We start from the raw sequence: 24094 nt of genomic DNA, 5'->3' as shown, positions 1-24094 counted from the left end.
CAATAGCGGTGCCCGTCGCTCAACCGGGCGGCGCGTCGCTCGACGACTGCGCGTGTGCCCGCTCGCCGTCCTGGTCGAAAATGGTGATGATTTCAACCGGCCCGTTCACCGCGCCGATCGAGTGCGGAATCATCGTGGAGAACTCCGCCGCGTTCCCCGGACCGACCGGAATCTGCCGCTCACCCAGGTGCAGCAACGCGGTGCCGCTGAGCACGAAGAACCACTCCCGCCCAGGGTGCACGCTCAGCTGCCCCGGACCGGTCCGGCGCTCCGGCGTGATCCGCATCTTCGCCACCATGCTGCCGCCCGGCTGCCCTGAGCTGCGCGACAGCACCCAGGTGGCCAGGCCCGGCTCCTGGTGTTCCATCGGCCGGATGAGCACATCGGCGTCGTCGACCGGCTCGACGAGCTGATCGATCGTGGTGTCCAGCGCCCGGGCCAGGGCGACGAGCTGGTCCAGGTCGATCCGCCGGTGGCCGGTCTCGATGCGGCTCACCGTGGACGGGCTGAGGTGGCACCGGGCGGCGAGCGAGTCGAGACTCCAGCCACGTGCCTGCCGCAGACCACGGATGCGCTGCCGGACCACGTCGGAAAGATCGACCTCTGACACGCCCATCATGTTAGGCGCCACCGACCGCCTTCTTGCGGAAACCGCATGAACTCTTCCAGTTTTCGGAAGGTTCACTACCGTCGGGACATGAGCAACGAGACGCATGCCGATCATCCCGCGTTCAGTGCGCACTGGTGGGAGCAGCACTATCAGGCACGCCCGACGGGACACGTCTCGCCGGGACCACAGCTGGTCGCCGAGGTCGCAGATTTGCCCCCGGGTACGGCGCTCGACGCGGGCTGCGGCACCGGTGCCGACGCGATCTGGCTCGCCAGCCGAGGCTGGCAGGTGACCGCCGTCGACGCCTCGTCGACCGCGATCGGCCGCGCCGAGAAGCTCGCCGCGCAGCAGGAACCGGGCGTCGCGCAGCGCATCACCTGGTTCACCGCCGACCTGACCTGTTGGGAGCCGTCGCAGCGCTACGACCTGGTGATCAGTCAGTACGTGCACCCCGACCTGCCGTTCGACCAGTTCGTGGCACGCCTGGCCGCCGCCGTCGCCCCCGGCGGGACGCTGCTGGTCGTCGGCCACGACCACGCCGACACCCACTCGGCGGCCCACGCCCCTCAGGCCGCGTCGATCGGCTTGGACGCCGTCGTCGGGTCCCTGCCCGAAGTCCAGTGGGAGGTGGCCGTCGCGGAGTCCCGGACGAGAGAGGTGCAGCACGACTCGAAGCAGCTGACCATCCACGACTTCGTCGTCCGGGCCCACCGCACGTCGTCAGCCTGAAGACCGCGCTGTACGTTGCCGGGCCGGCCGATCACGGCCAGCCCGGCAGCCGTTCGTCAGTACGCACTTCGCCTTCCTGGCGCTGCGTCAGTTTCCGCCGTCGGCGTAGGGCAGCTCCACATACGCCGTCCAGTAGTGCAGGTCGGCCCGGTGCTCGACCAGCGTGACCGGTTTGCCGCAGTGCTCGGAGATCAGCGTCGCCGCCTCGTCGAGGTCGGACACGTCCGCCTCCCAGTGGTGGTCCAGGTAGAGCTTGAGCCCTGGGTTCTCCCTGCCGAGGTCGAGGATCTCCGCCTCCTCCGGCGGCACCAGCACCACCGTGTAGCGGGCCGCCGTGTGCTCCGCCTCGCTGAGCTGCTCGGGCAGTTCCGGGCCGGGCCGGAAGTGGTCGATCACCGACGGGATCGGCCCCGGGCTGTCCGCCGGGTCGTACGCCCGCACCTTCACCAACATCACTGGCTCACCTCACTCAGGCTGTATCTCTCAGAGAAGCAACGTTGCATACAACATGGCTACGGCGGTAGCCTCCTGTCAAGAGGTCGGGGACAGGAGGATTTCGATGACCAAGCCAACGCCGCCCACGATCGCCATCCGTGGCCTCGCCGGCGAACTGCGCACGCTGCGGCAGGGCAGGAAGCTGAGCGTCCGTGGGGTGGCGGCGAGACTCGGCTGGCCGGCGTCGAAGTTGTCCAGAATGGAGACCGGCCGCCAGGGCAGCAAGCTGGAGGATGTCGCATCCCTGCTGGTCATCTACGGTGTCACCGGTGAGGAACGGCAGCGGCTGCTCGCCATGTCGGAGCGTTCCGAGCCCGGCTGGTGGGAGGTGCTGGGCGGTCTCCCGGTCGAGTCCCGGACGTTGATCCAGTTGGAGGCCGAGGCGTCGGCGATCGTCGACTTCGAGCCGCTGCTCGTGCCAGGTCTGCTGCAGACCCCGGACTACACCAGAGCGGTACTGCGAGGTTGTGGCGTTCCGGAGGCCGACACGCAGACCAGAGTCACCGCTCGGCTCGGCCGCCAAGCCATCCTGGCGAGGTCAGAACCACCAGCGCTGCACGCGATCCTGGACGAGACGGCGCTGCGTCGGCCGCTCGGTGGTCCATGGGTGATGAGCCGGCAACTGCGGCACCTCATCGACGCCGCTGACCGCCCGAACGTCACCCTCCAGGTGGTGCCGCAGTCAGTCGGTGGCTACACGGGACTGGACGGCGCATTCGCCATCCTCGACTTCCCACGCAACCGGACGGTCGTGCACCTTGAGCACAAGATCTCCGGGTTGTTCCTGGAGGAGCCCGAGCAGGTGAGCTTTTTTCGCGAGGAACTGGATAGGCTGCTCACAGTGGCGCTGAGCCCCGCCGAGTCGATCGACCTGGTGGCCCGGCTCGCAACAGAACACGAGCGTGAGTGAGGCGAGGATGAACGCAGCCGACCTGCCGGACCTGGCGTGGCGCAAGTCGAGCCGCAGCGGATCGAACTCCAACTGCGTCGAGGTGGCTGGGCTCACTGGGGTGGTTGGCCCTGACGCACTCGGCGTCGCGGTGCGGGATTCGAAGGATCCGTACGGTCCGGTGTTGTCCTTTTCTGGCGCCTCCTGGTCTGGCTTCGTGGCCGCCCTTCGGCGCGGCTCGGCGTCGAGGTGACGCTGACGCACGTTAAAACGCGGGAATTACGTGTGTCAGTGTCACCTCGACAGTGCGCGACATGGTCAGCTGGCGCGCTCGGCGATCGCGTACCGTACCTTTTGCACGACTTGTTCCTTCCTGCGGAGTACGTCGTCGGCGGTGAAGCGGAGCGCAAGCCAGCCGGCTTCCCGGAGCGCGTTGAAGCGGTACACGTCCTTGCGGAACGTCGCTCGCTCCCGGTGGTGGTCACCTTCGTACTCGATGGCGATCCGCCACTGCGGGTACGCCAGGTCGACCCGCGCGATAAATCGCCCATTCTTACCTGACGGGGCGTCCCGCACCTCGTACTGCGGCGTAGGTCTTGGCAGGCCGGCGTCGTGCAGCAGCAGACGGAGTCGGCTCTCCATCGGCGATTCGCTCAACGGCTCGGCGAGGGCAATAAGCTCCCGGACCTGTTGTAGGCCGCGCAACCCGGGGCGGGTGTCGATGTATGCCGCGAGGTTGTTGCGCGTGACGAGGCGGCGGCGTAGGACGGTGTCGAGGGCGCCGAGCGCGTCGGCGCGCGGCAGCGAGCGACCCAGGTCGAACGCGGTACGGACTCCAGCGGTCAAGGGGAGTCCGGTCAAGGACGTGATGTCGTCAGGGGCGAGCGTCCGGTATGTGGACTTTACCCTGGGGTGTGAGTATCGCCTGGCCGTCTTCGGTAGGGCAATGTGTACCGGCACCATCGGCTGCCCGGGACCGCGTAGCGGCAGAAGATCGATCCCCCAAAGGTAGGCCGCGCTGAGCTCGTGGATCACCGCCCTGGGCGGCAGCCGTACGGCGGCGGCCACGCACCACATCCGGTGGTCGTCGGGGTCGTACGAGCTCCTGTGCACGTAGACGTCGGGCAGGATGCGGCGCCAGGATGGGCCGTCGAGCATCCGCCGGGTGATCAGGCCGGCAGCGATGGCACGGCTACCGGAGAACGGCTCGAAGCTCAACTCACGTGGCACCGTGGCGGGGCGGGACATCGGAGGAGCTTGCCCTGTCGTAGCCGTCGTTTTCTGCCCGATACGCCGGTCCAGTCGCGCATCCGACTAAAGAAGACACTCCCGGCTTCAGGAGCACCGCCGACAGCGTGGCTGTGCTGGCTCAGCCGCGTGGGGCGTACATGATCACGGCGACGCCGATCAGGCAGATCGCCGCGCCGGTGATGTCCCAGCGGTCCGGCCGGAACTTGTCCACGACGACGCCCCAGGCGAGTGAACCGGCGACGAAGACCCCACCGTAGGCGGCGAGGATCCGGCCGAAGTGCGGGTCCGGCTGCAGCGACGCCGCGAACCCGTACAGCCCGAGCGCCATCACCCCGGCGGCGATCCACAGCAGGCCGCGGTGCTCCCGCCAGCCCTGCCAGATCAGCCACGCCCCACCGATCTCGGCCAGCGCGGCGAGGACGAACAGGACGAGGGATCGCGCGACGGTCACGGCGCTGACCCTACCGAGACCTTCGCCGCCACCTGGGGCGCGCCGCACCGCCGTCGTCCGCCGCATCGAGGTGAGGCTGACACACCTCAAATCGCGAAATGACGTGCGTCAGCCTCACCTCGACGGTGTGACCACTCCGCACTTAATGACTTGCGTGCGTACGGGAACGCTTTGAGTATCGTGCCCATGACGAGCAGTGACCTGTGGGACGAGCGGGCAGCGCAGGCGTACGACAAGGGCTCGGCCGAGATGTTCGCCCCACATGTACTTGCGCCGACAGTGGAGTTTCTGGCCCAACTGGCCGGCACCGGTCCTGCGCTGGAGTTCGCGATCGGCACCGGCCGGGTGGCGATCCCGCTTTCCGCGAAGGGCATTCCGGTGAGCGGGATCGAGCTGTCGCAGCCGATGGTCGATCAACTCCGCCGCAAGGTCCCACTGGCAGACGACCTGCCGGTCGTCGTCGGCGACATGGCGACGGCGACGGTTCCCGGGCGGTTCTCCCTGGTATACGTCGTGTACAACAGCATCGGAAACCTGCGCACGCAGGGCGAGCAGGTGGAGTGCTTCCGCAACGCCGCCCGGCACCTGTCGCCCGGCGGGCGTTTCGTCGTCGAGCTGTGGGTGCCGGGCATCCGGCGCTTCCCGCCGGGGCAGTCGGCGGTGCCGTTCGAGGTGACGGACCGACACGTCGGCTTCGACACCTTGGACATGGTCACCCAGCAGGGGACCTCGCACCACTATCAGCGGGGTGACGATGGCAGCGCCAGCTACTTCTTCAGCAACTTCCGCTACATCTGGCCGGCTGAGTGCGACCTGATGGCCCGGCTGGCCGGCCTGACGCTGGAGCAGCGGGTAGCGGACTGGGACGGGTCGCCGTTCACCTCCGACAGCGACAAGCACGTCTCCGTCTGGCGCAAGCCAGCTGACAGCCCTGCTGACGGCTGACGACCCGGGCATGCCGTGCAACGGGCCGCCCGCCAGCGGCAACACCGACGATGGATACGGTGGTAGGCTGGCATCTCGATATCTATCGGGTGGGTGAGATATATGAGTCGCACTGTGATCGACGTCGACGACGAGATGCTGCTCCGCGCTCAGCGTGCCCTGCGGACCACCACCAAGCGGGACACGGTGAACGCCGCGCTTGAGCTGGCCGCCGCAGTCGACGCCAACCGTCGTGCCGAGTTGCTGGAGTCCTTCCGCGAGCTACTCGGCCGGCTCGATGTCGACCTCATCGAGCAGGACGAGGCTGACGATCACAAGGACATCGCGGCGTGACCTACCTGGCCGACACGTCGATGGTGGTGCGCCTTCGACGGAGACAGGACATCGCTCCGCAGTGGCTCGATGTGGTCCGCGCCGGCCTCGTCGCGGTCTGCCCTCCTGTCGAGGCGGAGCTGACCCGCGCGGTGGCTAGCAAGGCAGACCGTGATCAACTACAGGCCACGCTTCGATCACTGTTCTCCTGGCATCCCGTGCCGGACAGCGCCTGGGGCTTCGTTGAACGTACGCAACATGAACTGGTCAACCTCGGGAACCACAAGGGGCCATCCGTAGTCGACCTCCTCATCGCCGCCACCGCGCAAGCCTGGGGTCTGACAGTTCTGCACATCGACAACGACTTCGAAACGATCGCGGCGGTGACTGGGCTACGGGTCCGACGTGCGGACCGAGCCTGACCGGTCGGATTCCGGATGCGGACGGCGACGCCGTACCGCTAACGTCGACAGCCAACAGCGACGACGGAGCCGAGTAGCGGTTGCGCCCACCGGAGTGACAGAGAGCCGCCCACAGCTGAGAGGGTGGACTCCGGCCCGGCCGTGAAGACCCTCCTGAGCTGCGGGAAAGAACGGCCCGTCCGGGCTCAGTAGACTCCCGCCGACTCGCCCACGTCACGGGTAAGCGAAGGCCACGCCGCCCGCACCACGCGGCGGCGCGGTGAAGGTGTGGTGGCACCGCGAGGATCCCGCTCGCCCGCACCTCTCTGGGGACGCGTTGCGCACACTCCAGGAGGTCACCACCATGCAACGCATCCTTTCCGCTCAACTGCCCGCCTACGTCGAAAAGCCCGTACGGTTGGCTGGCTGGATTCACCGGCGGCGGCTGCTGAAATCCGTCGCGTTCCTGATCCTGCGCGACGCCGCCGGGCTCGCCCAGGTCGTCGTCACCGACCCGGCGGTACGGGCCCAGCTCGAACACCTGCCGGAGGAGACCACGGTCACCGTCACCGGGACCGTGACCGCCCAGCCGGCCGCCCCCGGCGGCGTCGAGGTCACCGACCCGACGATCACCGCGCTGACCGACCCGGCGGCACCCGTACCGTTCGATCTGTATCGGCCGGACCTGCGGGCCACCCTGCCGACGATCCTGGACCACGCGCCGGTGGCGCTGCGGCACCCGAAGCTGGCTGCCACGCACCGGATAGCGGCCGCCGCCGTCGCCGGTTTCCGGGACACCCTGACCAGCACGGGGTTCGTCGAGATCCACACTCCGAAGATCGTCGGTACGGCGACCGAGAGCGGCGCGAACGTCTTCGCCCTCGGCTACTTCGGCCGCCGGGCCTATCTTGCCCAGTCACCGCAGCTGTACAAGCAGATCATGGTGGGCGTCTTCGAACGGGTCTTCGAGGTGGGGCCGGTGTTCCGGGCCGAACCGAGCGACACCGCCCGGCATCTGGCCGCGTACACGTCGCTCGACGCCGAACTCGGCTTCGTCGACGACCATCGGGACGTGATCGCCGCCTGCCACGCCACCGTCGCCGGCATGCTGGCGGCGGTCACCGAACGCGCCGGGCCGGCGCTGGAGCTGCTCGACGTACGAATGCCGGCGTTGCCGGCCGAGCCGGTGATCGTGCACTTCGCCGACGTCCTGGCGATGATCAGCGCGGCGACCGGCCGGGACGTGACCGGTGAGCCGGACCTGGCACCGGAGCACGAACGCTGGCTGGGGGAGTGGGCGCTGCGCGAGCACGGCAGCGACTTCGTCTTCGTCGAGGGCTATCCGACCCGGCACCGGGCGTTCTACACCCATCCGGACCCGGCCCGGCCCGGCTACTCCCGCGCCATCGACCTGATCTTCCGGGGGGTGGAGCTGGTCAGCGGCGGGCAGCGGCTGCACCGGCACGGCGACTACGCGCAGGCGCTCGCCGAGCGGGGCGAGACCGACCTGACCCCGTACGCCGGTTATCTGGACGCGATGCGGTACGGCATGCCGCCGCACGGCGGCTTCGCGTTCGGGCTGGAGCGGTTCGTGGCCCGGCTGCTCGGCGTACCGAACATCCGGCAGGTCACCCTCTTCCCGCGCGACCTGCACCGACTCGCCCCCTGACAGAGACGATGTTCCCTCGACTGTGTGGTCCGGTGCCCCGCAGACCAACGAGGCACCGGACCTCCGCCTGTCGTCAGGGTCGCCGGAGCCGGACAGCGACGAAGGACGGCGACTGGTGCAGCTTGTGGTAGGCCGCCTCGTCGACGTTCAGGAGGCTGGACACCGGGCGTGGTTCGACGAACCGCTCCAGGCGCAAGCCGGCGTCCAGCAGCTCGCCCAGGAACGTTTCCAGCGTCATACGTTGGTAGCGGATCGACAGCGGGCCGCCGGCCAGCGGAAGGTCCACCCAGTCGTCGGCGAAGTACGAGCCGCCGAAGTGTCGCCAGTCGGCGGTCGGATGGGTCGTGGAAATCAGTGCCGGTGCAGGTCGGCCCGGTCGCCCAACCTGCGCCGGGCGTGCGCCAGTAGTGTCGCGCTGTCGTCGATCCCGACGACCTCGGCACCGCGCGACAGCAGCTCCGCCGCGTAGTGCCCCGCCCCGCAACCGACATCCAGAATCCGCTGCCCGCCGACGTCTCCGGCGAGGGCGAGCATCGCTGGTCGATCGACGTAGGCGTTGTACGGGCTGGTGTCGGCGTGTCGGGCGAAGTGGTCGCCGCGCCCGATCGCCGGATCCGGGAACCAACCCGAGGTGCCTCGCGGGCTTGATGCCACGGGTGCATCTTGATGCACCCGTGGCATCAAGCCTGACGGGTGAACCCGACCCGAAGAGGTGACGCTGCGTGAGTTTCTGAGGGCTGAACGGCGGTGCGGCTGGCCGTCAGTCGTCGACCCAGTCGAGGGTGCGGCTGACGGCCTTGCGCCACTGGGCGTACTCCCGGTCGCGGTGCGCCGGGTCCATCGTTGGGCGCCAGTGCGCGTCGGCCCGCCACTGGGCACGCAGCGTGTCCAGGTCGGGCCAGAAGCCGACCGCCAGCCCGGCCGCGTACGCCGCCCCCAGGCAGGTGGTCTCGCTGACCGCCGGGCGCACCACCGGCACGTCGAGCACGTCGGCGAGGAACTGCATCAGCAGCCCGTTGGCGGTCATCCCGCCGTCGACCCGCAGCCGGCGCAGCGCCACGTCGGAGTCGGCGTTCATGGCGTCGACCACCTCACGGGTCTGCCACGCCGACGCTTCCAGCACCGCGCGGGCCAGGTGCCCCTTGGTGATGTAGCCGGTCAGCCCGGCGACCACGCCCCGGGCGTCGGCCCGCCAGTGCGGGGCGAACAGCCCGGAGAACGCCGGCACGATGTAGCAGCCGCCGTTGTCGTCGACGCTGCGGGCCAGCTCCTCGATCTGCGGCGCGCTGGAGATCAGCCCGAGGTTGTCGCGCAACCACTGCACCAACGACCCGGTCACCGCGATCGCGCCTTCCAGCGCGTAGTGCGCCGGGGAATCGCCGATCTGGTACGCCACCGTGGTCAGCAGCCCGTGCTGCGAGGTGACCGCGCTGGTCCCGGTGTTGAGCAGCAGGAAGCTGCCGGTGCCGTAGGTGCACTTGGCCTCGCCCGGCTGGAAACAGGTCTGCCCGAACAGCGCCGCCTGCTGGTCACCGAGCGCGCTGGCCACCGGTACGCCGGCCAGCGCCCCGCCGGCGACGTCGGCGTCCGCCACGCCGTAGATCGAGGCCGACGGGACGATCTCCGGCAGCATCGCGGCCGGGATACCCGCCGCGGCCAGGATCTCCTCGTCCCAGCACCGCCGGTGCACGTCCATCAGCAGCGTACGGCTGGCGTTGGTCACGTCGGTGACGTGCCGGCCGGTCAGCTTCCAGATCAGCCAGCTCTCCATCGTGCCGAACAGCAGTTCGCCGCGCTCGGCCCGCTCACGAAGCCCGTCGATGTGTTCCAGCAGCCACATCGCCTTCGGCCCGGCGAAGTAGGTCGCCAGTGGCAGCCCGGTGCGCGCCCGCAGCCGCTGCTCGCCGTACGCCTGGCCGAGCCGGCGCAGCTGCGGACCGGTACGGGTGTCCTGCCAGACGATGGCGTGGTGCACCGGGCGGCCGGTGGCCCGGTCCCACAGCACGGTGGTTTCCCGCTGGTTGGTGATGCCGATCGCGGCCAGCCCGCTGCCGTCCGGCGTGGTGCCGGCGTCGGCCAGCGCCTGGCGGACCACCTGCTCGACGTTGGTCCAGATCTCCTCGGCGTCGTGTTCGACCCAGCCCGGCCGGGGGAAGATCTGCCGGTGCTCGCGTTGGGCCAGGGCGACCACCGAGCCGGTGGCGTCGAAGACGATGCACCGTGACGACGTGGTGCCCTGATCGATCGCGGCGATGTGCCGCTGTCGGCTGATGGTGGCGGTGTTCTGGCCGGTCTGGTCGGTCATCCGGTCAGTATGGCCGGCGACGCGGGTCCCCTCGGACCAAGCTGGCGCTGGTACCGTGCCGGCCATGGCCTGGTTCGATCTCCCCCTCGATCAGCTGCGGCGCTATCAGCCTGAGCTGTCACCCCCGGCGGATCTGCGCGCGTTCTGGGACGACACGCTGTCCGACGCCCGGTCGATGGCTGCCAAGCCGGTGGCCACCCCGGTGGACACGCCGTTGCGCGCGATCACCACGTACGACGTCAGCTTCACCGGCTTCGCCGGTCAGGAGATCAAGGCCTGGCTCAACGTCCCGGCCGCCGCCGCCGGGCCGTTGCCGGTCGTGGTCGAGTTCATCGGGTACGGCGGCGGCCGGGGCCGCCCACACGAGTGGTTGCTGTGGGCCGCCGCCGGCTTCGCCCACCTGGTGATGGACACCCGTGGCCAGGGCGGCTCCTGGCGCGGCGGCGACACGCCGGACGCCGGGCCGGACGGCTCCGGCCCGGCCACTTCCGGCTACCTGACCCGGGGCGTGCTCGATCCGGCCAGCTACTTCTACCGCCGGCTGATCACCGACGCGGTCCGGGCCGTGGAGATCGCCCCTGACCTGCCCGGGGTGGACGGGTCGCGGCTGGCCGTGGTCGGCACCAGCCAGGGCGGCGGCGTGGCGCTGGCCGCTGCGGCGTTGGCCGGTGACCGGGTCGCCGCCACGGTGTCCCGGGTGCCGTTCCTGTGCCACATCCGCCGCGCCGTGACGATCACCGACGCGGATCCGTACAACGAGTTGGTCCGTTTCTGCCGGATCCAGCCGGAGCGGGCCGCCGCCGCCCTGGCCACGGTCGACTACGTCGACGCCGCCCACCTGGTGCCCTGGGCGAGCGCGCCGGCGCTGTTCAGCGTCGCGTTGATGGACCAGACCTGCCCGCCGTCGACCGTGTTCGCCGCCTACAACGCCTACGCCGGGCCCAAGGAGATCGAGGTGTACGAGTGGGACGGCCACGACGGTGGCCGATCCCATTTCGATCAGCGTGCGGTGGAGTTCGTGCAGAAGCAGTTCGGCTGAGCCGGGCGGCCGGCGCAGGACCAGGTCAGGAGCGCTGCCATTTCTGGTTGGGGCCGCCGCCGCACTCCCAGATCTGCAGCGGCGTGCCGTTGGCCGAGCTGACCCCGGTGGCGTCGAGGCACTTGTTCGCCTGCGGGTTGACGATGTCGCCGGCGGCGGAGAACACCCACCGCTGGGCGGCGGTGCCGTTGCAGTCGTACAGCTGCACCCGGGTGCCGTTGGCGGTGCCCCCGGCGGCGACGTCGAGGCACTTGCCGAGCGCGCGTACCGACCCGTCGGCGGCCCAGGTCCAGCGCTGGGCGGCGGTGCCGTTGCAGTCGTAGAGCTGGATCTGCGTGCCGTTGGCGGTGTTCGCCGCCGCGACGTCGACGCACTTGCCGCCGTAGCCGGTGATCTGGCCGCCGCCGGTGCCGCCGCCGTCGTCGTGGGCGTAGACCCGGACGTAGTCGACCAGCATCTGCTGCGGGAAGCTGGTGCTGCCGTCGGGTGAGCCGGGCCAGTTCCCGCCGACCGCCACGTTGAGGATCATGAAGAACGGGTGGTCGAAGACCCACCGGTTGCCGCGCAGGTCGGCGGCGGTCTTGCGGGAGTAGACGGTGCCGTCGACCGACCAGGTGATCGCGTCCGGTGCCCAGTCGACGGCGAAGACGTGGAAGTCGTCGGCGAGCGGGCGACCGCCGGGCGTCGTGTAGCTGCCGGTCACCGCAGCGCCGCCGGAGTAGCCGGGGCCGTGCAGGGTGCCGTGCACGGTGGCGGGCTCGCGGCCGATGTTTTCCATGATGTCGATCTCGCCGCTGTCCGGCCAGCCGACCGAACCGAAGTTGTCGCCGAGCATCCAGAACGCCGGCCAGATGCCCTGGCCGCGGGGAATCTTGATGCGGGCCTCGAACCGCCCGTACGCCTGGGTGAAGGTGCCGGCGGTGAGCAGTCGCGCGGAGGTGTACTGGCAGCTGCCGTACCAGCAGTTGTAGCCGGCCGGGTTCTCCCGACGGGCGGTGACGACCAGGTTGCCGTTGCCGTCGTGCGCGGCGTTGGCGGTGCTGCCGGTGTAGTACTGCAGCTCGTTGTTGCCCCAACCGCCGCCGCCGATGTCACGTCGCCACTTGGCCGCGTCCGGTGCGGTGCCGGCGGCGCCGTTGAACTCGTCGGACCAGGTGAGGGGTCCCGGGGCGGCTGCGGCGGTGCCGCCGCCGGAGGGCAGGGCCAGCAGGCCGGCGGTGGCTGCCGCGGTCGCGCCGACCGCGATCAGTCTGCGGAATCGCCTGGACGTGTTGCGGCTGCATGGTCTGGACGTGCGGCTCTGTGGCTCGGACATGCGGCATCATCGCTTTCGACTCGACCAGCAAAATTGGAAACAAGGTTTACTGATTGATGAGCTTGATGTCAATAGAGCGCTCTCACCTGCTTTCGGTCTGTTGCCTGGCCTGGTGGCGGCTGCCCTACGATGCACCCCGTGCGTGACATTGCGGTATTCAGCGGAAGTGCCCACCCCGACCTGGCGGCCGAGATCTGCACCCATCTCGACGTCCCGCTGCACCCGGTGCGGGTCTCCCGGTTCGCCAACGACTGCCTGGAGGTCCAACTGCAGGCGAACTGCCGGGAACGCGACGTGTTCCTGATCCAGCCACTGGTCCCGCCGGTGCAGGAGCATCTGGTCGAGTTGCTGCTGATGCTGGACGCCGCCCGGGGCGCGTCCGCCGGCCGGATCACCGTGGTGCTGCCACACTACGCGTACGCCCGCTCCGACAAGAAGGACGCGCCGAGGATCTCGATCGGTGCCCGGCTCGTCGCCGACCTGCTGGTCTCCGCCGGCGCGGACCGGGTCCTGGCGATGACCCTGCACTCGCCGCAGGTGCACGGCTTTTTCAGCGTCCCCGTCGATCACCTGCACGCGCTGCGGGAGCTCGCCGCCCACTTCCACGGCTACGACCTGAGCGACTCCGTGGTCGTCTCACCCGACCTGGGCAACGCCAAGGAGGCCGCCGCCTTCGCGCGCATGCTCGGCACCCCGGTCGCCGCCGGCGCCAAGCAACGGTTCAGCGACGACCGGGTGCAGATCAGCGCGGTGATCGGTGACGTCGCCGACCGCGACGTGATCGTCCTGGACGACGAGATCGCCAAGGGCAGTACGGTGATCGAACTCATCGATCACCTGCGTGAACTCAAGGTCCGGTCGATCCGGATCGCCTGCACCCATGGTCTGTTCGCCAGTGGAGCGCTGGACCGGTTGAGCAATCAGGACGGCGTACTGGAAATCGTCTGCACCAACACCGTGCCGATCCCGAGCGCCAAGCAGGTGCCCAAGCTGCAGGTGCTCTCGGTCGCGCCGGCACTGGCCGAGGCGATGCGGCGCATCCACAACGGCGAGTCGGTGAGCGCGCTGTTCAGCTGAGCCGCTGTGCCCGGTGCGAACCGCGGGGCGGTCAGCCGCGCGGTGCCGGCCCGGCCGGCTGGCGCCCGGGGGAACCGGTGCCGGTGTCGGACAACCGCAGGCTGATCCGGACGCTCGTACCCTCCGACCCGGTGGCGACCGCCATGGTGTCGGTCAGTCGTTCGGTCAGCCACAGCCCCCAACCGCCAGCCGTGTTCGGTGCCGGGCGGTCCCGGTTGCGCAACTGCTCGGAGGCGATTCCGTCACCGTTGTCGGAGACCTCACAGAACATCGACTGCGCCTCGCGCCACATGCGCAGCCAGCCGCGCCCGCCACCGTGGCGTACCGCATTGGTGATCAGCTCGTTGACCGCGAGCACGAAGTCGTCCAGCCGCTGGCCGCCCATGCCCGCCTCGCTGGCGCACGAGGCGACGCGGTGCCGCAGGTCAGTGACCTGGCCCCGGTCGAAGCGCTCGCTGAGCAGATCTATCGGGCCGATAGGCACGACCGTACGCGATGACGGAGGATCTGCATCGGTCATGGCCCATCCGGCTGCTGGTCGAAAGGTGCTTTCGCGGCATTCTCACCCTACGTTGAGCTGTGGGGAAATGCACATCGACCCGGCTGGGCCGCCCGCCCATTGTCGCCGCTCGGTACCTGATGTGCCATGGTCGTCAGGTGCACCAGAGCTCCCCGCCGGCGGGCACTCTGCTGGTCCCGCTCTGGCGGTCGATCACCGTCTTCCGGTTCACCGCCCTCGGCTACGTGCTGGTGCTCTACGCCCGTAACGTCGGCGATTACGCGCATCCGGTCGCCGCGGTTCCGGTGCTGCTCGGCATGATCGGCTGGACAGTGGCGGCCAGCTACGCGTACGCCCGCCCGGCGTGGCGCCGCTGGCCGTTGCTGGTCGCGGACCTGCTCGCCGGCCTGACTCCGTTGCTGGTCAGTCCGTGGGTAATCGGGCGGGCCGCGCTGGCCGACGCGGTGCCGACCCTCGCCGTGGCCTGGCTGGCCGGCCCGGTGCTGGCCTGGGCCGTCGCCGGTGGGCGCCGGCTCGGGGCGACCGCCGCCCTGGTGCTCACCGCCGCCGATCTCGCCGTCCGGGAACGCCTGAACGAGTCGTCGGTGACTCCTGGTGCGCTGATGCTGCTCGCCGGGATCGCCGTCGGCCACGTCGCCCGGCTGATCGTCGACGCGGAGGACCGGCTGCAGCGGGCGATCGAACTGGAGGCGGCCACCCGCGAGTGGGCCGCTGCCACCCGGGAGCGCGAGCGGCTGGCCAGGGACATCCACGATTCGGTGCTGCAGGTGCTCGCCATGGTCGCCCGGCGGGGTGCCCATCTCGACGGCGAGGCAGGCGAACTGGCCCGCCTCGCCGGTGAGCAGGAATCGGCCCTACGCAACCTGGTCACCAGCCGGCTCGCCGCCGTTCCGCCGGTCGGGCAGGTCTCGGCCGGCAAGGTTCCGGTCGGGCCGGTTCCGGTCGGGCCGGTTCCGGTCGGGCCGGCGCCGTCGGCCGCGACGGTGTCCGACCTGCGCGCGGTGATCACCCGGTATGCCTCGCCGCGGGTGTCGGTGGCCGCGCCGGCCGAGCCGGTGCACCTGCCTGCCGACCTGGCCGCCCAGCTGGACGCGGCGGTGGGCGCCGCGCTGGACAACGCCTCGCGTCACGGCGGTCCCGATGTCCGCGGCTGGTTGCTGCTCGAAGACGAAGACGGCACGATCACCGTGTCGATCCGGGACGACGGGTGCGGTATCCGGCCCGGCCGGCTCGCCGAGGCCGCAGCTCAGGGCCGGCTCGGGGTCAGCCAGTCCATCCAGGGGCGGATAGCCGCACTCGGAGGCACGGTACGCATCGTGTCCGCGCCGGGCGAGGGCACGGAGATCGAGCTGAGAGTGCCGCGGCCGATGCCCGGCTGACGAGGAGAGCCAGACGTGGAAGCCGAGCGGCACCCGACAGCCGGTGCCCGGTCGATGGAACAGCCCGCGCCGATCCGGGTGATGGTGGTCGATGACCATCCGATGTGGCGCGCGGGCGTCGCCCGGGATCTCGTTGAGGCCGGACACGATGTCGTGGCCACTACCGGTGAGGGCCGCCAGGCGATCCGGATCTGCGCGGCCGCCCGACCACATGTCGTGGTGTTGGATCTACAACTGCCCGACATGTCCGGTGTCGAGGTGATCAGTGGTCTGCTCGCCGCCCAACCCGGAGTACGGGTGCTGATGCTGTCGGCCAGCGGCGAGCAGCAGAGTGTGTTGGACGCGGTGAAGGCCGGTGCCACCGGCTACCTGGTCAAGTCGGCCAGCCCGGTTGAATTCCTGGACGCGGTACGTCGTACCGCCGTGGGTGACGCCGTTTTCACCCCCGGGCTGGCCGGGCTGGTGCTCGGCGAGTACCGCCGGCTGGCCGCCGCGCCGGAACCGGGCGACGACCGCCCACGGCTCACCGATCGGGAAACCGAGGTGCTGCGCCTGGTGGCCAAAGGGCTGTCGTACAAGCAGATCGCGCAGCGGCTCGGACTGTCGCACCGTACGGTGCAGAATCACGTGCAGAACACCCTCGGCAAGCTGCAGCTGCACAACCGGGTGGAACTCACCCGGTACGCGATCGAGCAGGGCCTCGACGGGTAGCGCCGGACCGCCTCAGCGCTCGACCGGCCGGTCCGGCGGCGGCTGGGTGGGACGGACGGCCAGCTCCTCCGCGCTCGCCCCGCCGCCGGCGGCTCCGGCGTCCATCGCCACCGAATCGGGTTCGGCATCGACGTGCGCCCCTTCGTCCGGCTCGACGAGCCGGCCCACCAGCGCCCCGTCGTCGCCGTCGCCGAGCTGCCCATGGTCGTACACCGACACCGGTGAGCGCGGGTCCGAGTACGGACCGGGATCGAGCACGTCCGCGTCCCGTTGCGCCTGGCGCTGCGCGTCCTCGCTGTCCGCCTCGTCGCCCAGCGCGGTGTCCGCCGATCCGGCGAGCAGGTCGGTCACCGGCCGCTCCAGCGCCTCCCGGGCGATCTTGTAGTCGAGCGATTCCCCGTCGAGCTGTTCCTGCGCGGTGTTGCCGAAATGGTCGACCGCCACTGGCGAGTCCACCGGGATCGTCTCCGGATCCGGACCGTCGGCCTCCCGCCCGCTCTGCACGTCGTCGTACGCGGTCGAGTCGTCATCCGCGGTCTCCGGGATGCCTTCGGACTCGGTGTCGGAAACCGGCCTGGGGAAGTCGTCTTCGCGCATGCCGTCCCATTACCCGTCACCGCGGCCGCCACACACGCCACCGCGCGGGCGGCGACCGTCCGGCGACGACGGCTGTCCGACCGGCGCGGCAGGAGTCGCCGTGGTCCGGCCGGGAGGCACCTCGTACGGATGCGACGGCGTCGTCGCCGACGCCCCGCTCACGGTGTCGGCCGCGAACTCGTCGTCCGCGTGCCGTCCCGGGTGGTAGCCGAGGTCTGTGCCGGGCCGCTGTCCGGCCGGAGGGACCGCCGGACGGACCGGGGCGGCCTCGCCCCACACCGGTGCCGCCGCTGTCCGGCCCGCACCCGCCGACCGGACACTGCCGGTCGGTCCGCTGCCGGTCGGTCCGCTGCCGGTCGGTCCGCCGCTGGCCGGTCCACAGCGACGCGTGGTGCCGGCCAGTCGGCCGGCCAGGTAGCCGAGCGCCAGGCCGGCCAGCAGCAGCGTGAGCCGACGGCCTGTGCCGGGTCGGGCCATCCCGATCTGCACCGACGTACCTGATGGGCGGATCCGGCGGCGCTGTGTCCTGGTCGCTGCCATGCGTACGGGTACCCCGGTTTGATCCGGTCATACCGTCCGGGTGCGCGCCCGCGCCTCACCCATCTGCGCTCACCCCAGGGTGGTGCTCGCCGGAACCGGCAGATTCGCACCATCGCAGCGGTTAGAAAGAACCGCTACCACCCGTGACGAGCAACGGAGGTGACAGATGCGTGTCGGCCTGGTGTCCGCCCACGGTGGAGTATCCATCGGCTGTGACCTCGTAGATCGCGACCCCGCACACCGTGACCCCGATGGTCGGATATTGACCGGCACCGGTCAGCACATCGCCCGCCTCGCGGCCGAGTTGGTCGCGCTCGGTCACGACGTACGGGTGTATCAGCGGTGGACGGCCCCGGACGAACCGGCGGTCCGCGAGCACGACGGCTATCAGGTGGTGCTGATACCGGTAGGCCCGCCGGCCCCGCTGCCCACCGGAGACTTTCTCGCCGACCTGCCCCAGGCGGGACGCTGGCTGGCTGAGCAGTGGGATGCCGGGCAGTGGGTCCCGGACCTGGTGCACGGACACTTCTGGCCGGGCGGACTGGCGGCTGCGGCGGCCACCGGCCCGACCGGAATCCCCCTGGTCCAGACCTTTCACAGCATCGGCAGTCAGCAGCAGCGCCAACTCGGTGCCGAGTACCGTGGACCGCAGGTCCGGATTCCGCTGGAACGCGCGCTCAGCCGGGTGGTCGACGCGGCGGTCGCGCAGTGCACCGACGAGGTCGAGGAACTGGCCCGGATGGGCCGGGACCGGGCGTCGGTGGTGATGATCCCGCCAGGGATCGACACGGCGAGGTTCACCCCGGACAGCGATCCGCCGCAGCGCCGTCGTCGTCGGGTGCTCGCCGTCGGTGACCTCACCCCGGGGTACGGCCACGAGGACGTGATCCGGGCGCTGCGCCTTGCCAGCGACGTCGACCTGCTGATCGCCGGCGGTCCGTCCCGGGCGGCGCTGAACGGTCACCCCGCGGCGAGGCGGCTGCGCGAGTTGGCCCAGCGGTGCGCGGTCGCCGACCAGGTGGAGTTGGTCGGCGCGGTACCCGCTGCGGAGATGCCGCAGCTGTACCGGTCGGTGGACGTGGTCGCCTGCACCGCCCGGTACGCACCGTCGGGCACCGTCGCGCTGGAAGCGATGGCCTGCGGTATTCCGGTCGTCGGGTACGCACACGGCGGCGTGGCCGATTGTGTGGTCGATGCCGTCACCGGCTGCCTGGTTCCGGTCGGCGACGTGCGGGCACTCGGGGTCACGCTACGTCGGCTGCTTGCCAGTGAGGCGGAGCGCTTCGCCTACGGTCACGCCGCGGTCGACCGGATCCGGTGCCGGTACGGCTGGGAGCGGGCCGCGGCGGCGACGGAGCGGCTCTACCAGCGGGTGATCGGGCTGCGGGGACCGCTGGTCCCGGCCGGATCCAGTTCGGCGGCGCCACTGCCCGACGGCGACTCGATCGAACCGGTCGACATAGAGATCGATCTGGCCGCGATCGAGGCCGCGGAAGCGACCGCGGCGTCCGCCGCGTCGACGGTCACACCGGCCCGTGCCGCCTGAGCCAGGCTGGCCGCTTGCCGCTGGTCGGCCGCTGCTGTCGGGCCGCCTGCCGGTGTCGAATCGGCTGCCCGGGTCGCGGTCGGCGCGGGGTGGTGTTGCGCTGCGGCGAACCGGGCCAGGCCGACCACCGCCACCAGGGTGATCAGGAAGCCGGCTGCGGCCAGCCACTCACGGCCGGGCCAGATCTTGTCGCCGAGCAGCAGCAGCCCGGCGATCGCCGCCGGGACGGCGCCGGCGGCGTCCATCGCCGCGATCGCGGCGGTCACCGAGCCCCGCTGCATCGCCAGACCGATCAGCCACTGGCCGATGGCTGAGTGCGTGATCAGCAGGTAGAGCAGCGGTTCGGTGAAGAATTCCCGGTACGAGGCGGCGCCGGCCAACGGTCGGGAGGCGATCGCCGCAGCGGAGAAGGCGAAGCCGGCGAGCAGTCCGAGTAGGACCGAGCCGGCCGGACCCGGCACCCGGGCCGCGACCGCGCTAGTCGCCGCGATGACGCCGGTGGCGCCGGTGAGCGCGAGGACCGCCCGTGGCCCCAACGGGTGCGCCGGCGCCGGCTGAGCCGCGACGACGAGCGCGATCACCCCGATCAGCAGCAGGACCAGCAGGATGACCTCGGTGCGAGGGAGCCGCCAGTTCAGCACCAGGACGCCGAGTAGCGCCGTCACCCCGAGCGCGGCGGCCACACTCGCCTGGACCAGGAACAGCGGCAGGTATCGCCGGGCAAGGAAGGCCAGCACGAATGCGGCGATCTGGCAGCCGATGCCGACCAGGTAGACCCGGTGCCGGGCCAGCCGCAGCAGCAGCCCGGGGTCGAAGCAGTGGCGGACCGTCGTACGGGCGGCGGCGATCGCCTGGAACAGGTGGGCCAGGCCGTAGGTGGCGACCATCGCCGCGAGGAAACACCATCCGGTCGACGTCACCCGGCGAGGATAGACGGTCGCCCCCACCTTCGACGATCTTGGGCTTATCGCGAAGAAATCTCTGTTTTGTCCGTCGATCAGTCCAAGATCGTCGGGGAGGTGCGGTCGAGGCGGTGCAGCAGGTCGGAGTGCAGCCGGCCGTTGCTGGCCACCGCGCTGCCACCGGCCGGGCCGGGGCGACCGGTCAGGTCGGTGAAGGTGCCCCCGGCCTCGGTGACGATCGGGATCAGCGCGGCGAGATCCCACAGGGACAGCTCGGGCTCCACCATCGCGTCGACCGCACCCTCCGCGACCAGCATGTAGCCGTAGAAGTCGCCGTACGCGCGGCTGCGCCACACGGAACGCATGATGTCCAGCATCGCGTCCAGCCGCCCCGACTCCTCCCAGCTGGTCAGCGACGAGTAGCAGAAACTGGCGTCCGCCAGCCGACGTACCCCGGAGACCCGGATCGGAGTGGCCGCGGCGGTGTGCCGACCGGCGTACGCGCCGTGTCCGGTCGCCGCCCACCAGCGGCGGCCCAGCGCCGGAGCGGAGACCAGCCCGACGACGGGCTGGTCGGCCTCCATCAGGGCGATCAGGGTGGCCCAGATCGGCACGCCCCGGATGAAGTTCTTGGTGCCGTCGATCGGGTCGATCACCCACTGGCGGTTGCCCGGGCCGGCCGCCGCCACCGACGCCCCGAACTCCTCGCCGAGCACCCCGTCGCGTGGGCGGGTACGGGCGAGTGTCGAGCGCAGCGCCTTCTCCACGGCGGTATCCGCGTCAGACACGGGTGTGAGGTCCGGTTTCGCCGTCACGGCCAGGTCGAGGGAGCGGAACCGGGCCATCGAGATCGAGTCTGCGGTGTCGGCGAGCAGGTGGGCGAGGGAGAGATCGTCGGCGTACCGGGCCATGGCGGGAAAGGTATCCGATTACCCAGCGCAATGGTCGGACCTCCCGCCGCGTATAGATCACCGTACCGCGTCCGGCGATCAGCCGGGCTGCCTCAGCCAGGGCGCTCCGTCGGCGTGTCCGGCGCGTCCGGCGTGTCGAGTTCGCCCGCCCTGGAGTCCAACAGCCGCCGGAACGATGCCAGCCGGCGCGGGTCCGCGTTGCCGGCAACCACCCAGTCGGCCAGTTGGCAACCCTCGGCGTCGGTGGTGTGCTCGCAGTTCGGCGGGCAGGCCAGAGTGCCGTCGACCAGATCGGGGAAGCCGTGCAGCAGACTGTCGGCGGACACGTGGGCGAGCCCGAAGCTGCGTACGCCCGGGGTGTCGACGATCCACCCCGGCTCCGGTCCCGCCGACGTCGGCTCCAGCCGGGGCAGCCGCAACGCCACCGCGCTGGACGAGGTGTGCCGGCCCCGGCCGATGGCACTGACCCGACCGACCGCCCGTACGGCCTGCGGCACGAGCCGGTTGACCAGCGTGCTCTTGCCGACGCCGGAGTGTCCCACCAGCACCGACAGTCGTCCGGCGAGGCGCCCGCGCAACTCGGTGAGGTCGCTACCGGGCCGGCACAGCACGTGATCGAGGTCAAGATCACGGTAGTAACCGATCACCGGTTCCGCGCTGGCCAGATCGGCCTTGGTCAGGCAGAGCAGCGGGTCGATCCCGGCGTCGTACGCGGCGACCAGGCAACGGTCGATGAATCCGGTCCGGGGTGGCGGGTCCGCCAGCGCGCTGACGATCACCAGCAGGTCGGCGTTCGCCACCACCACCCGTTCGAGCCGTCCCTGCGGGGTGGTGTCGTCGTCATCCGCGGTGCGACGCAGCACCGAGACGCGCTCGGCGATCCGCACGATGCGGGCGAGGGCCCCGGCCGTGCCGGACACGTCGCCGACCAGGCTGACCCGGTCGCCGACCACGACGGACCGGCGGCCCAGTTCCCGGGCCCGCATCGCGGTCACCATCGCAACCGGCCCGGGCCCCGGGTCCGGGACGGCCGACCCGTTGAGCACGCAGCCGTAGCGGCCCCGGTCCACCGCGACGACGAACCCGTCGACGGCGTCGGAGTGCGCAGGCCGGGTGCGGGTGCGCGGACGGGAGGACCGTTGCGGGCGGACCCGTACGTCGTCCTCGTCGTACTCCCTGCGCCTGCCGGCCAGGAGACGCTCCCTTCCGCGTGCGTTCGCTCCGGCGGCCGGAGCGCTACCGCTGGTTGCTGATGGCCGCCACGGTCGGCCGCCGAGCTACCGCCGCGCCTCGCCCGCACCGGCGTCGGCCGCCATCGTCGACCATAGTGCCGGAAACTCCGGCAGGGTCTTGGACGTGCACGCCACGTCGGTGAGGGTGATACCGGGTACCGCCAGCCCGAGTACCGCCGCCGCGTGGGCCATCCGGTGGTCGTCGTAGGTGCGGAACGGGCCGCCGTGCAGCGGCTTGGGGTCGATCTGCAACCCGTCCGGCAGTTCGGTCACCTCGGCACCGAGCCCGCCCAGTTCGGCGGCGAGCGCCGCGATGCGGTCGGTCTCGTGTCCGCGGATGTGCGCCACGCCGGTCAGCCGCGACGGCGCGTCGGCCAGCGCCGCCAGCGCCGCCAGCACCGGGGTCAGCTCGCTCACGTCGCGCAGATCGGCGTCGATGCCATGGATGGTGCCGGTGCCGCGTACGGTCAATCCGTCCGGCCCGGCCGTGGCCTGCCCGCCGAGTCTTTCGATCAGCCCGATCAGTTGTGCCACCGGTTGGGCGCTCTCGACCGGCAGATCACGCAAGGTGACCGTGCCGCCGGTGACCAGCGCGGCGGCGAAGAACGGCAGCGCCCCGGACAGGTCGGGCTCGATCGGCCAGTCCCGGCCGTGCAGGTCGCCCGGCTCGACCCGCCAGGTGTGCGCCGCCACGTCGTCCACCGTCGCACCGGCGGCCCGCAGCATCCGTACGGTCATCCGCACGTGCGGGGCGGACGGCAGCGGCGGACCGACGTGCCGGACCAGGATCCCCCGGTCGAACCGGGGCGCGGCCAGCAGCAGGCCGGAGACGAACTGACTGGACTTGGAAGCATCGACGGTGACCTCGCCGCCGGCGATCCGCCCACGGCCGGACACGGTGATCGGCAGGCCGCCGCCGGGTGCCGCGTCGATGCGCAGGCCGAGTGAGCGCAGCCCGTCGAGCAGCGGGCCGAGCGGACGGGCATGGGCGGCCGGATCGCCGGCGAAGGTGACCGGACCGTCGGCCAGGCCGGCGACCGCCGGCAGGAACCGCATGATGGTGCCGGCCAGTCCGACGTCGACGTGAGCCGGACCACGCAGCGGCGCGGGTCGCACCTGCCACTGCCGCGTCGCGGTGGTGTCCACGCCGGTGCCCATCGCGGCCAGCCCGGCGGCCATCAGCACGGTGTCCCGGGCCCGCAACGGCCGGGTGACGGTGCCGGCCGTGTCGCCGAGCGCACTGAGCACCAGCGCGCGTGCGGTCATCGACTTGGACCCGGGCAGGCGTACCGAGAGGTGGACGCCGCCGGCGGCGGTGGGCGCGGGCCAGGGTTCGTAGGGCTCGGGACTGTTGGCTTCGGGCACCCGTACAGTGTGCCAAGTGACGCCGGATCGCCGACTAACCTGGTCGGCATGTGCGGGCGGTACGCGACTACGCGCAGCTCGGCGGATCTGAGCTCGATCTTCGAAGCGGCCGACGACACCGGTGCGTCGTTGACGGCGGACTACAACGTGGCACCGACCGATCCGGTGCCGATCGTACGGCTGTCCCGACGTGCCGGGGCCGATGCGGGTGACGACACCGACGCGGAGGCAGCCGTGGGACGGGTGCTCACCGTCGCCCGGTGGGGTCTGGTCCCGCCGTGGGCCAGCGACGCCAGATCCGGCGCGCGCATGATCAACGCCAGGGCGGAGACGGTCGCCACCAGTCGGGCGTTCGCCCCGTCCTTTGCCCGGCGTCGCTGTCTGGTCCCGGCGGACGGATGGTACGAGTGGGTCCGCCCGGCCGGTGGTCGACGGGCCGGCGCCCAGGCGTACTTCATGGCATCGGCGAGCGGCCAGGTGCTCGCCTTCGCCGGCATCTGGTCGGTCTGGGGACGGGACGAACCGTTGATCACCAGTAGCGTCATTACCACCGTGGCGGACGGCCGGTTGGCCGACGTTCATGATCGAATGCCGCTGTTGCTGCCGCCTGATCGCTGGTCGGAATGGCTCGACCCGGATGTGGATGGCAGTGCGTCGCTTGCGCCGCCCGATCGGGATTTTCTCGACGGCATCGAGATCCGGCCGGTGGGCCCGGCCGTCGGCAACGTCCGGAACAACGGCGTCGAGCTGGTGCAACGGGTGACTCCGCGAGGGGCGATGAACGGGCCAGACGACGCCGGCCAGTCCGTACTTTTCTGACCGCGCCATGGTACCGCTCCCACTCACGTGGGGCAGAGCGGGGATCACCAAACGTGATCGGTCCGATACTCAGGCGGAGGTTTG

The 24094-nt window shown here is 70.7% G+C and carries 26 protein-coding genes and 2 pseudogenes; 13 read left to right on the top strand and 15 right to left on the bottom strand.

Going from position 1 to position 24094, the window contains the following annotated elements; translation table 11 throughout:
* Positions 1–19 precede the first annotated feature (19 nt).
* A complete protein-coding gene (locus ACN27F_RS11760) occupies positions 20–610 on the bottom strand; it encodes a helix-turn-helix domain-containing protein (RefSeq protein ID WP_421433317.1) in 591 nt (196 codons plus the stop codon).
* Between the two features lie 87 nt (positions 611–697).
* Between ACN27F_RS11760 and ACN27F_RS11755 the strand changes: the two genes are divergently transcribed.
* Positions 698–1339 carry a class I SAM-dependent methyltransferase gene (locus tag ACN27F_RS11755; RefSeq protein ID WP_421433315.1) on the top strand — a complete coding sequence of 214 codons (642 nt, stop codon included), beginning with the start codon at positions 698–700 and terminating at the stop codon, positions 1337–1339.
* A gap of 87 nt (positions 1340–1426) precedes the next feature.
* On the opposite strand, the gene ACN27F_RS11750 is transcribed toward ACN27F_RS11755, so the two are convergent.
* Positions 1427–1792, bottom strand: a complete 366-nt coding sequence (locus ACN27F_RS11750; RefSeq protein ID WP_421433314.1) for a hypothetical protein — start codon at positions 1790–1792, stop codon at positions 1427–1429.
* 106 nt (positions 1793–1898) lie between these two features.
* Between ACN27F_RS11750 and ACN27F_RS11745 the strand changes: the two genes are divergently transcribed.
* Entirely contained in the window at positions 1899–2744 is an 846-nt protein-coding gene (locus ACN27F_RS11745; protein ID WP_421433313.1) for a helix-turn-helix domain-containing protein, read from the top strand.
* Between the two features lie 7 nt (positions 2745–2751).
* Positions 2752–2976, top strand: a complete 225-nt coding sequence (locus ACN27F_RS11740; RefSeq protein WP_421440136.1) for a DUF397 domain-containing protein — start codon at positions 2752–2754, stop codon at positions 2974–2976.
* 65 nt (positions 2977–3041) lie between these two features.
* Here the strand turns inward: ACN27F_RS11740 and ACN27F_RS11735 are convergent, their stop codons facing one another.
* Positions 3042–3971: a DUF559 domain-containing protein gene (locus tag ACN27F_RS11735; protein WP_421433311.1), complete on the bottom strand. Its 930-nt coding sequence runs from the start codon at positions 3969–3971 to the stop codon at positions 3042–3044.
* Between the two features lie 121 nt (positions 3972–4092).
* Complete coding sequence (locus ACN27F_RS11730; RefSeq protein ID WP_282234084.1) at positions 4093–4425, bottom strand: YnfA family protein; 333 nt, start codon at positions 4423–4425, stop codon at positions 4093–4095.
* Between the two features lie 186 nt (positions 4426–4611).
* On the opposite strand from ACN27F_RS11730, the gene ACN27F_RS11725 reads away from it, so the two are divergent.
* The 4 genes from ACN27F_RS11725 to aspS all read left to right on the top strand — a co-directional run bounded on the left by ACN27F_RS11725 (position 4612) and on the right by aspS (position 7752).
* Positions 4612–5370 carry a class I SAM-dependent DNA methyltransferase gene (locus tag ACN27F_RS11725; protein WP_421433310.1) on the top strand — a complete coding sequence of 253 codons (759 nt, stop codon included), beginning with the start codon at positions 4612–4614 and terminating at the stop codon, positions 5368–5370.
* A 102-nt stretch (positions 5371–5472) separates the two neighbouring features.
* Positions 5473–5703, top strand: a complete 231-nt coding sequence (locus ACN27F_RS11720; protein WP_289207607.1) for a type II toxin-antitoxin system VapB family antitoxin — start codon at positions 5473–5475, stop codon at positions 5701–5703.
* Positions 5700–6104 (top strand): PIN domain-containing protein, encoded by a 405-nt coding sequence (locus tag ACN27F_RS11715; protein WP_421433308.1) that lies wholly within the window; start codon positions 5700–5702, stop codon positions 6102–6104. The genes ACN27F_RS11720 and ACN27F_RS11715 overlap by 4 nt, the downstream gene beginning before the upstream one ends.
* 343 nt (positions 6105–6447) lie before the next feature.
* Entirely contained in the window at positions 6448–7752 is a 1305-nt protein-coding gene (aspS, locus tag ACN27F_RS11710; protein WP_421433307.1) for an aspartate--tRNA(Asn) ligase, read from the top strand.
* Between the two features lie 73 nt (positions 7753–7825).
* Here aspS and ACN27F_RS11705 read toward each other — a convergent pair whose 3' ends face one another.
* The 3 genes from ACN27F_RS11705 to glpK all read right to left on the bottom strand — a co-directional run bounded on the left by ACN27F_RS11705 (position 7826) and on the right by glpK (position 10057).
* Positions 7826–8038 carry a hypothetical protein gene (locus ACN27F_RS11705; RefSeq protein WP_421433306.1) on the bottom strand — a complete coding sequence of 71 codons (213 nt, stop codon included), beginning with the start codon at positions 8036–8038 and terminating at the stop codon, positions 7826–7828.
* A 65-nt stretch (positions 8039–8103) separates the two neighbouring features.
* A complete protein-coding gene (locus ACN27F_RS11700; protein WP_421433305.1) occupies positions 8104–8406 on the bottom strand; it encodes a class I SAM-dependent methyltransferase in 303 nt (100 codons plus the stop codon).
* Between the two features lie 106 nt (positions 8407–8512).
* Complete coding sequence (glpK, locus tag ACN27F_RS11695) at positions 8513–10057, bottom strand: glycerol kinase GlpK (RefSeq protein ID WP_421433303.1); 1545 nt, start codon at positions 10055–10057, stop codon at positions 8513–8515.
* Positions 10058–10121: 64 nt separating this feature from the next.
* Here glpK and ACN27F_RS11690 point away from each other — a divergent pair, with 64 nt between their 5' ends.
* Entirely contained in the window at positions 10122–11096 is a 975-nt protein-coding gene (locus ACN27F_RS11690; RefSeq protein WP_421433302.1) for an acetylxylan esterase, read from the top strand.
* A 25-nt stretch (positions 11097–11121) separates the two neighbouring features.
* Here the strand turns inward: ACN27F_RS11690 and ACN27F_RS11685 are convergent, their stop codons facing one another.
* Complete coding sequence (locus ACN27F_RS11685; protein WP_421433301.1) at positions 11122–12411, bottom strand: lectin; 1290 nt, start codon at positions 12409–12411, stop codon at positions 11122–11124.
* Between the two features lie 138 nt (positions 12412–12549).
* On the opposite strand from ACN27F_RS11685, the gene ACN27F_RS11680 reads away from it, so the two are divergent.
* A complete protein-coding gene (locus ACN27F_RS11680; RefSeq protein ID WP_421433299.1) occupies positions 12550–13488 on the top strand; it encodes a ribose-phosphate diphosphokinase in 939 nt (312 codons plus the stop codon).
* 69 nt (positions 13489–13557) lie between these two features.
* Here the strand turns inward: ACN27F_RS11680 and ACN27F_RS11675 are convergent.
* Positions 13558–14008: pseudogene (locus tag ACN27F_RS11675) on the bottom strand (ATP-binding protein); the annotation flags it as partial.
* Positions 14009–14145: 137 nt separating this feature from the next.
* Here ACN27F_RS11675 and macS point away from each other — a divergent pair.
* Positions 14146–15387 carry a MacS family sensor histidine kinase gene (gene macS / locus ACN27F_RS11670; RefSeq protein ID WP_421433298.1) on the top strand — a complete coding sequence of 414 codons (1242 nt, stop codon included), beginning with the start codon at positions 14146–14148 and terminating at the stop codon, positions 15385–15387.
* Between the two features lie 81 nt (positions 15388–15468).
* Positions 15469–16098, top strand: a complete 630-nt coding sequence (locus tag ACN27F_RS11665) for a response regulator (RefSeq protein ID WP_421440134.1) — start codon at positions 15469–15471, stop codon at positions 16096–16098.
* 12 nt (positions 16099–16110) lie between these two features.
* Here the strand turns inward: ACN27F_RS11665 and ACN27F_RS11660 are convergent, their stop codons facing one another.
* Both ACN27F_RS11660 and ACN27F_RS11655 read right to left on the bottom strand, forming a co-directional pair.
* Entirely contained in the window at positions 16111–16695 is a 585-nt protein-coding gene (locus ACN27F_RS11660) for a DUF5709 domain-containing protein (protein WP_421433297.1), read from the bottom strand.
* A 9-nt stretch (positions 16696–16704) separates the two neighbouring features.
* Positions 16705–17184 carry a hypothetical protein gene (locus tag ACN27F_RS11655; RefSeq protein WP_421433296.1) on the bottom strand — a complete coding sequence of 160 codons (480 nt, stop codon included), beginning with the start codon at positions 17182–17184 and terminating at the stop codon, positions 16705–16707.
* Between the two features lie 217 nt (positions 17185–17401).
* Here ACN27F_RS11655 and ACN27F_RS11650 point away from each other — a divergent pair, with 217 nt between their 5' ends.
* The gene (locus tag ACN27F_RS11650; protein WP_421433294.1) at positions 17402–18781 is read left to right on the top strand and encodes a glycosyltransferase; all 1380 of its coding nucleotides are present in this window, start codon (positions 17402–17404) and stop codon (positions 18779–18781) included.
* Here the strand turns inward: ACN27F_RS11650 and ACN27F_RS11645 are convergent.
* From ACN27F_RS11645 to aroA, 4 genes and pseudogenes are all read right to left on the bottom strand, one after another.
* A pseudogene (locus ACN27F_RS11645) lies at positions 18763–19668 on the bottom strand (hypothetical protein); the annotation flags it as partial. The gene ACN27F_RS11650 and the pseudogene ACN27F_RS11645 sit on opposite strands and share 19 nt — an antisense overlap.
* A 110-nt stretch (positions 19669–19778) precedes the next feature.
* Positions 19779–20594 (bottom strand): histidinol-phosphatase, encoded by an 816-nt coding sequence (gene hisN, locus ACN27F_RS11640; protein ID WP_421433293.1) that lies wholly within the window; start codon positions 20592–20594, stop codon positions 19779–19781.
* Between the two features lie 92 nt (positions 20595–20686).
* Entirely contained in the window at positions 20687–21664 is a 978-nt protein-coding gene (gene rsgA, locus ACN27F_RS11635) for a ribosome small subunit-dependent GTPase A (protein WP_421433292.1), read from the bottom strand.
* Positions 21665–21871: 207 nt separating this feature from the next.
* On the bottom strand, positions 21872–23191 hold the full coding sequence (gene aroA, locus ACN27F_RS11630) for a 3-phosphoshikimate 1-carboxyvinyltransferase (protein WP_421433291.1): 1320 nt from the start codon (positions 23189–23191) through the stop codon (positions 21872–21874).
* 48 nt (positions 23192–23239) lie between these two features.
* Here aroA and ACN27F_RS11625 point away from each other — a divergent pair, with 48 nt between their 5' ends.
* Positions 23240–24010, top strand: a complete 771-nt coding sequence (locus ACN27F_RS11625; protein WP_421433290.1) for an SOS response-associated peptidase — start codon at positions 23240–23242, stop codon at positions 24008–24010.
* Positions 24011–24094 lie beyond the last annotated feature (84 nt).

The sequence above is a fragment of the Solwaraspora sp. WMMB335 genome (assembly GCF_049179075.1).
GTDB lineage: Bacteria > Actinomycetota > Actinomycetes > Mycobacteriales > Micromonosporaceae > Micromonospora_E.
This window is presented reverse-complemented; position numbering and strand designations above follow the sequence as displayed.

What these genes read in the sequence shown, in the direction of transcription:
- ACN27F_RS11665 (WP_421440134.1), top strand. Translation starts at nt 15,469, where the DNA reads ATGGTGGTCGATGACCATCCGATGTGGCGCGCGGGCGTCGCCCGGGAT.
- hisN (WP_421433293.1), bottom strand. Translation starts at nt 20,594, where the DNA reads ATGGCCCGGTACGCCGACGATCTCTCCCTCGCCCACCTGCTCGCCGAC.
- ACN27F_RS11740 (WP_421440136.1), top strand. Translation starts at nt 2,752, where the DNA reads ATGAACGCAGCCGACCTGCCGGACCTGGCGTGGCGCAAGTCGAGCCGC.
- ACN27F_RS11750 (WP_421433314.1), bottom strand. Translation starts at nt 1,792, where the DNA reads ATGTTGGTGAAGGTGCGGGCGTACGACCCGGCGGACAGCCCGGGGCCG.
- ACN27F_RS11725 (WP_421433310.1), top strand. Translation starts at nt 4,612, where the DNA reads ATGACGAGCAGTGACCTGTGGGACGAGCGGGCAGCGCAGGCGTACGAC.
- ACN27F_RS11685 (WP_421433301.1), bottom strand. Translation starts at nt 12,411, where the DNA reads ATGTCCGAGCCACAGAGCCGCACGTCCAGACCATGCAGCCGCAACACG.
- ACN27F_RS11755 (WP_421433315.1), top strand. Translation starts at nt 698, where the DNA reads ATGAGCAACGAGACGCATGCCGATCATCCCGCGTTCAGTGCGCACTGG.
- ACN27F_RS11625 (WP_421433290.1), top strand. Translation starts at nt 23,240, where the DNA reads ATGTGCGGGCGGTACGCGACTACGCGCAGCTCGGCGGATCTGAGCTCG.
- glpK (WP_421433303.1), bottom strand. Translation starts at nt 10,057, where the DNA reads ATGACCGACCAGACCGGCCAGAACACCGCCACCATCAGCCGACAGCGG.
- ACN27F_RS11690 (WP_421433302.1), top strand. Translation starts at nt 10,122, where the DNA reads ATGGCCTGGTTCGATCTCCCCCTCGATCAGCTGCGGCGCTATCAGCCT.
- ACN27F_RS11735 (WP_421433311.1), bottom strand. Translation starts at nt 3,971, where the DNA reads ATGTCCCGCCCCGCCACGGTGCCACGTGAGTTGAGCTTCGAGCCGTTC.
- ACN27F_RS11745 (WP_421433313.1), top strand. Translation starts at nt 1,899, where the DNA reads ATGACCAAGCCAACGCCGCCCACGATCGCCATCCGTGGCCTCGCCGGC.
- aspS (WP_421433307.1), top strand. Translation starts at nt 6,448, where the DNA reads ATGCAACGCATCCTTTCCGCTCAACTGCCCGCCTACGTCGAAAAGCCC.
- ACN27F_RS11660 (WP_421433297.1), bottom strand. Translation starts at nt 16,695, where the DNA reads ATGCGCGAAGACGACTTCCCCAGGCCGGTTTCCGACACCGAGTCCGAA.
- ACN27F_RS11650 (WP_421433294.1), top strand. Translation starts at nt 17,402, where the DNA reads ATGCGTGTCGGCCTGGTGTCCGCCCACGGTGGAGTATCCATCGGCTGT.
- ACN27F_RS11720 (WP_289207607.1), top strand. Translation starts at nt 5,473, where the DNA reads ATGAGTCGCACTGTGATCGACGTCGACGACGAGATGCTGCTCCGCGCT.